Genomic DNA, 12,821 nt, shown 5'->3' on the forward strand with positions numbered 1-12,821 from the left:
TATACCGATGAGAGTGTTAAGCAATATAAAGGAGTTAATTTAATTAACTTAAAATCTTTTCATACAAAAAATTTTGACGCTATTACTCACACTTTCTTAGCTACGATGCATGCCCTCGGGCAAGACTTTGATGTCTTGCATTATCAGGGCGTTGGCCCATCATTATTATCGTTGATACCGAGAATTTTTAAACCCAGTTGTCGGGTAGTGGTGACATTTCACTCCTTGGATCGTAATCATGCCAAGTGGTCAAAATTGGCTAAATTAATACTATGGCTTGGCGAATGGACAGCTTGTCATTTTCCTCATCAGACGGTAACCGTTTCCAAAGGATTGCAGAGCTACTGTTTGCAAAAATATAATACACCAACAACTTATATTCCCAATGGCGTGTATTCTAGTTTTGTTTCCGCAACCACCATTCAAAGTATCAATAAAAAATATAATTTAGAAAAAGGCAAATATTTAATTACTGTTGCTCGTTTCGTTAAACACAAGAGAATTGATGATGTAATCCAGGCCTTTTCTTTATTAACGGATAATAAGATTAAATTAGTTATTGTTGGTGGTTCGGCATTCACTTCGGAATATACTGATTATTTACACCAACTAGGCAAGCAAGATAAGAGAATCAAATTTATTGATTATCTACCAGCGGAGAAACTATTTCCCCTGATGGCTGGTAGTATGGGTTTTGTTTCCGCCTCGGAAGATGAGGGCATGCCTATTACTATTTTGGAGGCTTTATCACTGGGCGTGCCGTTGGTTGTCAGTGATATTGAAGGACATCGTGAATTATTTGATCAGTGTCATTCTTTAACTTTCAATGTTGGTGATATCAAGAAATTGAAATTGAAAATGGATCAGTTAATTCAGCAGAAAGCTAAATGGCAAAAGATCACCAAAAAAAATCAATTAATAATTAACGAACAATATAATTGGGAAGATATTGCAAAATCCCTGAATACGCTTTATAAACAAGAGATTATGGCACCACAGTCTTTAGCCCAAACACTATTTTAATAGTTATAAGTTAGGTAGATCACGTAATTTCACCCAGCCCTTCGCGAAGGGCTGGGTGGATTTATTTACTAAAAAATGTATAATAGTTAACAGTAATATGTCTAAAGTAAAAGTAGATCAAGACAAATGTATAGGTTGTGGTACTTGCATAGCACTATGTTCAGAGGTTTTTGAATATGCCGATAATGGCAAAGCCCGAGTCGTTAACGAGAAGGGCTGTGGAGTGAAGTGTGATTGCCAACAAGCAGTTGATAGTTGTCCGGTGGGAGCAATTTCTACTCAAGAGAAATAGAAGATTGCTAGTGAAACAATTATCCAAGTTATGCCCTGAGTCATATAGCCTAGGCCGTGATTTTGTAGTATTTTTTTATGCCAGTGAAATAATTCGTGTAAATTAGTATTCCACTTAAATAATGGTTTATTTAATACTTTTTCTAAACCCCACATAAAATCAGGTAAGATAGCGGCTAAAATACAAACTAAAATTTGAGTTATATTCAACTCTATTTTTGTGGCAATGAAAAGCAGATAAAAAAATAAAACAATTAGATCTAAGCCCACTATTTTCATTGAACGGATGATCATCTTTTTCCGTCCGTCGTGTCGATCTAATATTGGATCTTGATGGGGGATGGCGTCAACCAGATAGTGACTAAAAAAACTGAGAATAAAACCCCAGAGCGGGTTGGCTGTTTTAGTAGCAATTAAAATGGCGGTAGCGCCGTGTACAGTTAAGAACATGGTAAATTTAAGGTTTATAATTATGATAGATACTAAATAATATTATATCATATTTTATATTTCAAGCTTAGCGATGAATTTCAGAAAATAAAATAACATTCAGTTAAGTTTTAATAAAACTAAAAACACACTTGGGCCGAGTGGACGTAATTTTATTTAGTTATAAGGAATAAAAAACAGATTTATACTTGGGCCGACTTAAATTTATTTTGTATATTATTTATAATATTAAAATAAAAAGCTCTACACTGGGCTGAATCCTGCCATTGGCAGGGTGAAGCAAGCGTAGAGTTTAAAGGAATAGTGGACTGAGTTGAGCAAAGTAGCTCTGAATGAAATGAAGAGATACGAAGCGACGAAGTCCATCTATGACTTGGTAGCGGGGGTGGGATTCGAACCCACGACCTAAGCGTTATGAGTGCTTCGCTCTTACCAACTGAGCTACCCCGCCAAAATCTTTGATTATCATACATAATTACCAATAATAAGTCAATATGTATTAGTAAAATAAATGTTATTAAATATAAGAAAAAAATAACTACCATTTGATAGTTATTTTATAATTGGTTATAAAAAGGAGCCTCCTGGAGGTCAAGATCAATAATAATCGTGCATTCTCATTGTATTAGCGGCGCCCGAGAATACTGAAGAAAAAAACAAAGGCGTTTTATCACCGATCAAGTTGCTTGATATACGGAGGCATAATAAAGAACTAAGTACTAGCTGATTTTAGCACTGGTGAATATCTTCTGTCAAATTGGTCTAATAAACGAGTAATTAAAGGATAATGAAATCAAATAAAAAACCCCACATTGTTTGTGGGGTTGGAACTAAATTATTAATTAATTTTTTGAACAGTGAAATAAAAAGTACTACCCAAACCTTTTTTGCTTTCTACCCAAAGTTTGCCGTTATTTTTTTCAATAAACTCTTGACAGAGCAATAAACCCAAACCAGAGCTTGGTTCATTTTCAGTACCCTTACGGTTCGTTTTGACATCAATGCAAAAAAGATTGTCGATCATTTCTGGACTCATACCAATACCAGTATCATGAATACTAATTATGCCACCATTTTCGGCGATAGTAATAGCACCACCCCTGGTTGTAAACTTAACAGCATTGGATAGTAAATTACGAATTACTGATTTGAGCATATGGGTGTCAGCATAAATTTGGACATCGTCTGCTATTTCATTTTTCATTTTAATGTCTTTGACAAGAGCTGACGCTTTGCTAAATTCCAGACCTTCGTTTACTATTGTTTTTAGAAATATTTTTTCTTGTTTAAATTCCATCATTTTACGCTGCATCAGCGACCACTCCAGCAGATTTTCCAAAAGATTAAAAACATTACGCGAGGAATCAACTAGATTTTTAGTGAAAATATTAATTTCCTCAGCGGTCATGGAAGTAAACTCATTCGCAATCAGTTCGGCAATATTAAGAAAACCTTGAAATGGACTACGCAAATCATGAGCGATGATGGAGAAAAGCTTGTCCTTTTCCATATTAATTTTTTGTAATTCCACATTTTGTTGTAAAATCATTCTTTCGTTCTCTTTTTGTCTGCTAATATCCCTAGTAATATGCAAATAGTAGATATCACCACCAGGACTGACGATTTGTTCTACTTTGACTTCAGTAAAAAATTGTTTCCCGTCTGGAGTTGTGTGTATGTGTTCCGCTGTCGCTGGTTGGCCAGTTTTTTGGCACTGGGTTATTGGACAAACATGATCAGGGGCCTGGCAAGGAGTCTCTAGATTATAAGTGATGAAATAGCAATAGCTATTGGTAACTTCTTCAATTGTGTGACCAGTTAATTTTAAGGCAGCATCATTAGCAAAAACTATTTTCAAGTCTTGGGTAAGTAGTAGGATACTGTTACTTGCCTGTCGAACAATGCATTCTAGAAGTTGACCAGAGTTTATTAAGTGCTTATTTTCATCTTCTGATTTTGGAAGTTTATTGGTTTCCATGTCTTATTTTTCCTTCAATTTGTTAATGAACTACGATAATTGTTTAGTGAGCTTATCAGAAAAATATTTATTTGTCAATCTATTAGAAATTAATGTTATTATCAATAAATTTGATTGAATAAAACTAAAAACACACTTGGGCCGAACCAAATTTATTTCGTATTATTTATAATAATAAGTTAAAAAAATTCTACACTTGGTTTAGTTTATTGATAGTAATAGTTAAAATTAATAAAACTAAAAACACACTTGGGCCGACTCAAATTCATTTTGAGGAGGTTAAGTGTGTTTTTAAAACTTGGTAGCGGGGGCCGGACTTGAACCGGCGACCTTCGGGTTATGGGCCCGACGAGCTGCCAACTGCTCTACCCCGCGTCAATGACTACTGAATAATAGTCTAAGTGATCATATTAGTCAATTAATTTGTATCTTGGCGTATTCTTTGGATCTCTGGTGCCGAAGGGGAGAATCGAACTCCCACCAGGTTGCCCTGACAGGTTTTTGAGACCTGCGCGTCTACCAATTCCGCCACTTCGGCTGGAACGAACTTTTGATATTTTACAAAATCCACTAAATTAAGTCAAGTAATAATAAGAAAAAACATCGACATTTTTCTGTTTTTTTATTATAATTCAGTCGTTATGACCAGAGTGATTTCTATCGTTAATCAAAAAGGTGGCGTTGGTAAAACAACGACCTGTATTAATTTAGCCGCCTACTTAGCTAAATTAGGTTGTCGGGTATTATTAGTTGATATGGATCCTCAGGGAAATGCAACCTCTGGTTTGGGACACGCTCCCATGGAAATCAAAGAAAGTATTTATGAAGTTTTGGTAGAGGAGCCAAGAAGAATTGATAGTATTATCCGACCAACAACTGTGGATTTATTACATTTAGCTCCGGCTAATCCAAATTTGGCTGGCGCCAATATTGACTTGGTTGATTTCCCCAGACGAGAATTTAAACTATGGGACAATCTCAGCGACATTGCCGGCCAATATGATTTTATTCTCATTGATAATCCGCCTTCACTAGGATTATTAACTATTAATGGTTTAGTAGCGGCTGACGAGATACTAATTCCGGTACAAACCGAATATTATGCTTTAGAAGGTTTGAGTCAATTATTATATACGATAAAGTTAGTCAAAGATAATTTGAAACCAGAATTACAAATTTTGGGCGCTGTTATGACTATGTATGATGGACGATCGAAGTTGTCGGAAGCAGTTTTTTATGAATTGTATCAGTATTTTCCCAACAAGATTTTTCGTTCGATCATTCCTCGTAATGTACGATTGGCAGAGGCGCCATCTCACGGTAAGTCTATTGCTGATTATGACCCACGCTCCAAAGGAGCTCGAGCCTATGAGAAGTTAGCGAAAGAAGTTTTAGAAGCTAAGCGTTATAATTAAATTAAAATATTTATGTTAAATAATAAAGGACTTGGTTTGGGAAGAGGACTTTCTTCCTTGATCCCTAACCGGAATATTGTAGATAACTCATCAGCGCCCGAGCCAAATAGAGCAATAAACGATAACGCTCAGTCGTCATCAGGTTCAACCGATAATAATCAGTTGCTTTATTTGTCACCAAAACAAATACGAAAGAATCCTTATCAACCCAGAACGACCTTTAACCACCAGGAATTGGAGGAACTAGCGGAATCAATCAAGCGTTATGGTATTTTAGAGCCCCTCATTGTCGTATTGAAAGATGGATACTATCAATTAATTGCCGGTGAACGTCGGTGGCAAGCGGCAACGTTGATTGGTTTAGAGAAGGTACCAGTTATGGTGCGTCAAGCTGACGATTTAGAAGTAATGGAAATCTCTTTGATAGAAAATTTACAACGAGAAGATTTGGATCCGATTGAAGAGGCTTTGGCCTATCAAAGACTAATTGAAGAATTTCAGTTGACTCAAGAGCAGGTTGCTCGCAAGGTGCAAAAAAATAGAGTAACAGTAGCTAATGCCATTCGTATATTACAATTACCCAAAGATATTCAAGAAGCGATCCGTTTGGGTGCGATTAGTCGTAGTCAAGCGAAAATTATTCTCAGTGTCAATAATCCTAAAGATCAGATTAGAATATTTAAGAAAATAGTAAATGGCGGGTTAACAGTTAGACAAACTGATCATTTAGCCAGTAATTATTCAGTAAAACGTAAGATCAAGGATCAGGGGGTAAATTTAGAATTAGCCGCGCGGGAAGAAAGATTACGCCAATATTTATCTACTAAAGTAAAAATAGTTGATTCGGGTAATGGTGGACAAATTCTGATTGAGTATTATTCAGCGGAAGAATTAGAACGATTGATAGAGTATATTTTGCGTAACGATTAGTGCTATTCTTTATCGCGGAAGGGATTAAGAATATTGAGGAAGCTCTTTCTCTTTTTACGGAGAGAGCTTCTTATTTTATCGCGAGCAATAGAAGTTTTGGCAATTTTGATCCAATCAGGATTGGGCCAGATACGAGAGGAGTTAGTCATAATATCTACGAGATCGCCGCTTTTTAGAGGGGTATCCAGAGCTGCTTGTTCATTATTAATTCGCGCTCCGACACATTGATTGCCGACAACGGTGTGGATGTGATAAGCAAAATCAATTGGCGTAGCCTCTTCCGGCAGATCAATAACATCACCCTTGGGTGTAAAAACAAAAATTCTGTTTTGGAAGAAATCTAATTTTACTTTTTGCAAATCATCTAAATACTGGGCAGAGTCGGCAATCTCTTTTTGCCATAGTGCTAGTTTGTTAATCCAGAGCTTATCTTTATCGGGCACAGTACCGCTTTTTTGTTCAGCGTAATGCCAATGAGCAGCAATACCATATTCGGCATAATCATGCATTTCTTGAGTGCGAATTTGAATTTCTATAATTTCGCCACTTTCAGTCATCACATTAGTGTGTAAAGATTGATACTTATTCGGTTTGGGTTGGGCAATATAGTCTTTGATTCTTCCCTTTAAAGGCGTCCAAAGAGAATGAATAATGCCAAGCGTTGCATAGCAATCACGGATATCCTGAACAATGAGCCGCATAGCAATGAGGTCATAGATGCGTTCGATATTTTTGTCGTGGGTCAGTAATTTTAGATATAGACTAAAACAACTCTTAACGCGACTACTGATATTGATATATTTAATGTTATTTTTTTCCAGCTCTTTAGCCAGTGTTTTTTTAGCAACTTCTATTACGCGACTTTTGTTTTTTAAAGAATCTTTAATTAATGATTGCAACCAAGCATTTTCTTGAGGATAAACATAAGGAAAGGCCAAATCTTCTAATTGGTTTTTGATTTCATACATACCTAGACGATGGGCAATTGGCGCATAAATTTCTAGTGTTTCTTTGGCTGTACGCATGGCTTTAACTGGTGGTTGATGTTGGAGGGTTTGTAAATTATGTATCCGATCACAAAACTTAATAACAATAGTTCTGATGTCCTTGGCCATAGCCACAAACATTTTGCGTAAATTTTCAGCATATCTTTCAATACCGCGATATTTAACAGTCCCTAATTTGGTAATACCTTCAACTATGACAGCAATCTCTGGACCAAACTCTTCTTTAATTTGGTCTAAAGAAACTACAGTGTCTTCTGGTACGTCGTGTAGTAAACCGGCGGCAACCGTCGTGCAGTCAACGTGCATTTGAGCTAATAGTAACGCCGTTGCTAAAGGATGCATGATATAGTCTTCACCAGACAATCTCTTTTGTCCGTGATGAGCGGCCATTGCAAAATCATAAGCTTTAGTAACGAGACCGATTTGTTTAGCGGTAAGGTCTGGATTTAAGGTTTTTAGCGTATCAATTATTTTGTTGTATTGTTGTTGTGGTGTCAGCATCGTAACGCTATTATAATATAAAACCGATTAAAATAAAAAACTGATCATTAGACTTGATCAGCTTTTTGATAATCACACTCATTATTGGAACATTTGATATTTTTGCCAGCTTGGAGAAGTAGTGATTGACACTTAGGGCAAGATTCACCAGTTGGTTTGTGCCAGAGAGCAAAATCACATTCGGGATAACGGTTACAACCATAAAACATTCTATTTCTTTTAGTTTTTTTACCGACAATTTTGCCTTGCTGGCAACGAGGACAAGTAATATTGGTTTCCTGGGAAGCCAAGGGTTTGGTAAATTTACAATCGGGATAGCCAGAGCAGGCTAAGAATTGACCAAAGCGTCCGCGTTTATCAACTAGCGGTTTGCTACATTCAGGACATAATTCGGTAGTAGTTGCTTGTTTGGCAGCATCGGCGTCGGTATTAATATTTTTGGTAAAACGACAAGTGGGGAAATTGCTGCAAGCAAGAAATTTACCGAAGCGAGCGTATTTGATAGCTAGTTTACCTTGGCATGACGGACAAATTTCTTCCGTAATTTCACTGGTATGTTTTTTTTCAACTTGGTCGTATTTTTGCGCCAGTAGTTCGGCGAAGGGATGGTAGAAGTCGGCAATGATTGGTTCCCACTTTTTTTCACCACGGGCGATTTCATCAAGTTCGTTTTCCATTTTCGCAGTAAAGCCATAGTCCACAACATTTGGGAAGTGTTGAATTAGCATATCATTAACCAAAATACCAATTTCCGTGGGTTTTAATTTTTTTTCTTCCCGCGTCACATAATTACGCTCAATAATTGTGGAAATAGTTGGCGCGTATGTCGATGGTCTACCAATACCTCTTTTTTCCAGTTGATTAACCAGACCAGCATCAGAATAGCGCGCTGGTGCCTTGGTGAAGTGTTGCTCGGTTTCAATCTCTTCGACAGTTAAGGGATCATTAACTTGATAGGGTGGTAAATTTTTATCTTGTTGAGGTAGTTGATAAATTTTTAGAAAACCGGGGAAGGTAATGACCTCGCCAGCTATAGTAAAGAAGAATTTTTGTTTAGTATCATTGACAGTCAAAGTAGTAATATTAATTTTAGCGGGCATCATTTGTGTTGCTACTGAGCGCGACCATATTAATTTATATAGTTTATATTGATTGCTGTTTAAATAATTTTTAATACTTTCTGGTGATAGTTCAACGTTAGCTGGCCTGATAGCCTCATGAGCTTCTTGAGCATTCTTGCTTTTGGTACGGTAATGTTGAGCAGTCGCTGGTAAATAGCTCGCTCCCAGCGTAGTTTTGATATAGTCGCGAGCTTCATTGATGAATTTATCACTCAAAAATTGGGAATCAGTACGCATGTAGGTAATTAGACCCTCAGCTTGGCCTGACCCAAGTTCTACACCTTCATATAGTTGTTGGGCTAACATCATGGTTTGTTTGGAGGAAAATCCATGTTTTCTATTAGCCTCTTGTTGTAGTAAGGAAGTAGTTAGTGGTGAAGGTTGGCGTTTTGTTTGTTCGCGACTTTGGAGATTGCCTATTTCGTAGGAAAGTTTTTCCAATTCCTTTTTTAGCTCTATTGCCTCTGTTTCTTTGGTCAAACTATTATATTTTAATTCTTGGCCATTACGATGAGTAAGTGGTGCTCGGATTTCACCATGGGCGCCGTTAAATTTACCAGTAATTTTCCAATACTCTTCTGCTTGAAAAGCTTGAATTTCTTTTTCCCGTTCCACGATTAAGCGTACGGCAACTGACTGTACACGACCAGCAGATAGGCCTTTAGCCACTTTTTGCCATAACCAGGGGGATAATTTATAGCCAACTAAACGATCCAAAATACGTCTAGCTTGTTGGGCGTCCACCATATTTAGATCTAATTCGCGGGGATTTTCTAGCGCTTTTTTTACTGCCGTGGCTGTTATTTCATGAAAAGCAACTCTTTTCGTTTGTTCGATTGGCAGCTTTAGAGCCTCGATTAAATGCCAGGCAATAGCCTCACCCTCACGGTCTTCGTCAGTTGCTAGATATACTTCTGTTTTACTACTAATTTTTTTCTTCAGATTCGTTACCACCTTTTTTGCTTTCAGTGGAATCAGGTAGCTCGGTTGAAAATTGTTTTCAACATCAATACCAAGTTTGCTTTTTGGCAAATCGCGGACGTGTCCATAGGATGATTCTACGATATAATCTTTAGACAAAAAACGACTAATTGTTTTAGCCTTGGTGGGGGATTCAACGATAATTAATTTCTTGTTCATATTTTTCTGTTTCTAAACATATTATATAAATGGATAACTGTCAAGCTAAACTTTAAAACTGGTACGATGCGTAAGGATGTATTTTTCATCAAACCAATGAGTACGAATTTCACCAGCTAAGTATAGAGAACCAGTGATAATTGCGGTATTATGTCGATGACAGTTAGTTAATAAAAACCGTAGTGCTGTTTGATTATCCCAAAAATAGCTGACCTTGGCTCGGCGATTTATTTTCTGAGCCAGCGTGGCAATAATTTGTGGATTTTGAGCTGCATGGGGCGCTAGTAAACTGCGGGTACAAATAATATTAGCAGCCAGCGGTGCTAATAATTTGAGCATTAGTGGCCAATTTTTATTTCCGGAAAAACCAATTATGAGAAAAGTAGGTTTGATTTTATTCTTTTTGATATTAGCAACCAATGCTTTCACCTTATCTGGATTATGAGCGCCATCAATCATGATTAATGGATTGGTTTGAACGATCTCTTGTCTAGCTGGCAAAGAGCAATTAATGATGGTTTTTATCCAACGATTAGTTAAATAATAGATAACCTCTTTGGCGAGAGCTATATTTTGACTGGCAAAATATTTATTACTACTACGAACAACAGTCATTGGCACTTTATGCAGCTGACATTGTTGAGTAAATATTTTTAATATTTGTTGTCTATTTTCGCCAGTAAAAAAAGCTGAACCGCCCTTAATGATGCCAGCTTTATGGTGAGCAATAGAAGATAGAGAATTACCTAATAATTTTTGATGATCCAGACCAATGTTGGTAATAACACTGGCCACTGGCGCCGGAATAATATTAGTAAAATCATTACCCCCACCAACATTTGTTTCCAAAACAACATAGTCGCATTTCATTTCCGACCAATAGAGAAAGCCAATGGTGAGTAGTAGTCCCAAGTAAGACGGCGGTTTAACGCCTTGATCTATTATTTTTTTGATCTTTCGGTAGTAGTGCAAAAACTGTTGGGGTGCAATATATTCATTATTAATGCTAATTCTTTCAATAGCTGTATTTAAATGCGGCGAAATATAAAGACCAATCTTTTTATTACTTTTTTGTAGGCCGTTATTAATATAAGAGCAAACCGAGCCTTTACCCGAGGTACCAGCGACATGAATAAAGTTTATTTTTCTTTCCGGATGATCAAAGTGGCTGAGGAAATCAGCAAAGCAATAGAGTTTTTCTGGACTATTAATATAATCTTTAATATGACCACCGCTAAAACTTTCTAAATATTTTATTGCTTGACGGTAGTGATTTAATTGTCTTTTATTCATAGCGATCGCAGGTAAATGAAACTCCCTTGATTATAAATTAACCCTTTCAATTCTAGTAGCGAGAGACTGCTACTTAAAGTCACAATATCCATTTTACACAATTCACTCAATTTATCAATTGTCAGCGGAGTGGATTGTAGAAATTCAATAATAATTTTTTCTTGATTGCTGAGCAAGGGCAGGGTCACTGTTTTTCCAGTGGTTAATTTGTATGTTTCTAAGATGTCTTCGCTACTACAGACCAATTTAGCGCCTTGTTGAATTAATTTATTAGTGCCTTGAGATTGTTGTTGATAAATATTACCGGGAACAGCCATCACTTCTCTGTTTTGTTCTAAAGCGCATTGAGCAGTAATTAGCGATCCCGATTTATTAGCCGCTTCAATAATTAAAGTTGCCTGTGATAAGCCCGCAATGATTCTATTACGGCGGGGAAAGTTTTGCGGTAAACAGCTGGTCAATGGTGGGTATTCTGATAGGAGTAAACCAGTAGTAAGTATTTTTTGCGCTAGGTGATAGTTTTGGCGGGGGTAGAGAGAGGCATTATCTAGTCCGCCAGCAAGTATCGCAATGGTTGGTGCGTTTTGATCAAGAGCGTTTTGATGAGCTAGGCCATCAACACCCAAAGCTAGGCCGGAGACGATAATAATATTTTGTTGGATCACGGGCTTTAATAGCGCGGGCATTATTTGTTGCGCATAGTTAGTACAATTACGTGTTCCGACAACAGCTAAAAAGTTTTTGTGATCAAAGACGGACATTTGCCCGCGCCAATATAATACTGCTGGCGGATCATAGATCTCTTTCAATAACGACGGATAGTTGTCGTCCAGAATAGTTAGGTAGTTGATCTGATACTTATTTAGCTGTTCAAGTAGCAATTTAGTATTGCTGACTAATGTCGGCCAGTCAATATTTTTTAATTTATTAGGCCAGAACTCGGGATATCTGTGGGATAAGAAAATACTCTCAGATAAGTACTGGTTTTTTATTAGCCAAAGAATTGTCCGTGGCCCAATCTGTGGTAATAAAGAAAGGGCCAGCAAAATGACCCTTTGTTCCATATATTGACATTTTAATACTTTTATGATAATGTAAGTTATTAATCGTATTTTGTCAAATAAATTAAAAAACAGGAGCGCAATATGCCCCAAGGAGAAAGTAATGAGAGAAATGATTAGTAAACTTATTTTATTGTATTATGCCGACTTGAAGGATTTTAACATTGAGTTGTCTAAAACAACTACCGCCGATTTGAGTAATATTTTTGCTCAAGAAGAAGTATGGCATGTGCGGAGAGCAATAGTGCCAGAGTTGTTCGGTCGTTCAGATATCAGCACATCTTTGCTGATTAACATCTTTCAGAAAGAGATCACCTGGAATGTTCGTGACGCAATGATACCAGCATTGATGACGAGATTTGAGTTATTACCGATTGCTAAGTTAGTTGACGTTTTTAAAAAAGAAGAGGATCACGGCGTACGCAATATAATAGTTACGGTATTATTAAAAAGATTAACTGTATTGTCCGTCCGGGATTTACTGTTAATTTTTAAAAAAACTGAAGACAGTGATGTTCGTTCGCAGCTCGCCACCGAGTGGTTGAAAAGATTTGCCTCATTGAGCCCCGTGGAACTAGTTGATATGTTTAAAAAGGAATCTAATGACGACA

The 12,821-nt window shown here is 36.9% G+C and carries 11 protein-coding genes and 3 tRNA genes; 5 read left to right on the top strand and 9 right to left on the bottom strand.

The features are described 5' to 3' along the window. Nucleotides 1–1,023, top strand: a 1,023-nt coding sequence (locus COX77_00185; protein PIZ99879.1) for a hypothetical protein, incomplete at its 5' end; no start/stop codon positions are given. Between the two features lie 97 nt (nt 1,024–1,120). Further along, complete coding sequence (locus COX77_00190; protein ID PIZ99880.1) at nt 1,121–1,315, top strand: ferredoxin; 195 nt, start codon at nt 1,121–1,123, stop codon at nt 1,313–1,315. On the opposite strand, the gene COX77_00195 is transcribed toward COX77_00190, so the two are convergent. The 5 genes from COX77_00195 to COX77_00215 all read right to left on the bottom strand — a co-directional run bounded on the left by COX77_00195 (nt 1,303) and on the right by COX77_00215 (nt 4,280). Then, nucleotides 1,303–1,764: a hypothetical protein gene (locus COX77_00195; GenBank protein ID PIZ99881.1), complete on the bottom strand. Its 462-nt coding sequence runs from the start codon at nt 1,762–1,764 to the stop codon at nt 1,303–1,305. The two genes, COX77_00190 and COX77_00195, sit on opposite strands and share 13 nt — an antisense overlap. A 374-nt stretch (nt 1,765–2,138) precedes the next feature. Next, nucleotides 2,139–2,215 (bottom strand) — tRNA-Met (locus COX77_00200). A gap of 387 nt (nt 2,216–2,602) precedes the next feature. Next, nucleotides 2,603–3,742, bottom strand: a complete 1,140-nt coding sequence (locus COX77_00205; protein PIZ99882.1) for a hypothetical protein — start codon at nt 3,740–3,742, stop codon at nt 2,603–2,605. Nucleotides 3,743–4,041: 299 nt separating this feature from the next. Then, nucleotides 4,042–4,117: transfer RNA gene (locus COX77_00210), tRNA-Met, on the bottom strand. Between the two features lie 76 nt (nt 4,118–4,193). Then, nucleotides 4,194–4,280: transfer RNA gene (locus tag COX77_00215), tRNA-Leu, on the bottom strand. Between the two features lie 103 nt (nt 4,281–4,383). Between COX77_00215 and COX77_00220 the strand changes: the two genes are divergently transcribed. Both COX77_00220 and COX77_00225 read left to right on the top strand, forming a co-directional pair. After that, nucleotides 4,384–5,157, top strand: coding sequence for a chromosome partitioning protein ParA (locus tag COX77_00220; GenBank protein ID PIZ99883.1), 774 nt, complete (start codon nt 4,384–4,386; stop codon nt 5,155–5,157). Nucleotides 5,158–5,169: 12 nt separating this feature from the next. Then, nucleotides 5,170–6,087, top strand: a complete 918-nt coding sequence (locus COX77_00225; GenBank protein ID PIZ99884.1) for a chromosome partitioning protein ParB — start codon at nt 5,170–5,172, stop codon at nt 6,085–6,087. 2 nt (nt 6,088–6,089) lie between these two features. Here COX77_00225 and COX77_00230 read toward each other — a convergent pair whose 3' ends face one another. From COX77_00230 to dprA, 4 genes are read right to left on the bottom strand one after another with little or no spacing between them, the layout of a single operon-like run. Further along, nucleotides 6,090–7,595: a hypothetical protein gene (locus COX77_00230; GenBank protein ID PIZ99885.1), complete on the bottom strand. Its 1,506-nt coding sequence runs from the start codon at nt 7,593–7,595 to the stop codon at nt 6,090–6,092. A gap of 47 nt (nt 7,596–7,642) precedes the next feature. Continuing rightward, nucleotides 7,643–9,856: a type I DNA topoisomerase gene (locus COX77_00235; protein PIZ99886.1), complete on the bottom strand. Its 2,214-nt coding sequence runs from the start codon at nt 9,854–9,856 to the stop codon at nt 7,643–7,645. A gap of 45 nt (nt 9,857–9,901) precedes the next feature. Next, nucleotides 9,902–11,149: a hypothetical protein gene (locus COX77_00240; GenBank protein PIZ99887.1), complete on the bottom strand. Its 1,248-nt coding sequence runs from the start codon at nt 11,147–11,149 to the stop codon at nt 9,902–9,904. Next, the gene (gene dprA, locus COX77_00245; GenBank protein ID PIZ99888.1) at nt 11,146–12,213 is read right to left on the bottom strand and encodes a DNA-protecting protein DprA; all 1,068 of its coding nucleotides are present in this window, start codon (nt 12,211–12,213) and stop codon (nt 11,146–11,148) included. Before dprA ends, COX77_00240 begins: the two co-directional genes overlap by 4 nt. 100 nt (nt 12,214–12,313) lie before the next feature. Between dprA and COX77_00250 the strand changes: the two genes are divergently transcribed. After that, on the top strand, nt 12,314–12,821 hold a 508-nt coding region (locus COX77_00250), incomplete at its 3' end, for a hypothetical protein (GenBank protein ID PIZ99889.1).

The sequence above is a fragment of the Candidatus Komeilibacteria bacterium CG_4_10_14_0_2_um_filter_37_10 genome, assembly GCA_002793075.1.
GTDB lineage: Bacteria > Patescibacteriota > Patescibacteriia > UBA1558 > UBA1558 > UM-FILTER-37-10.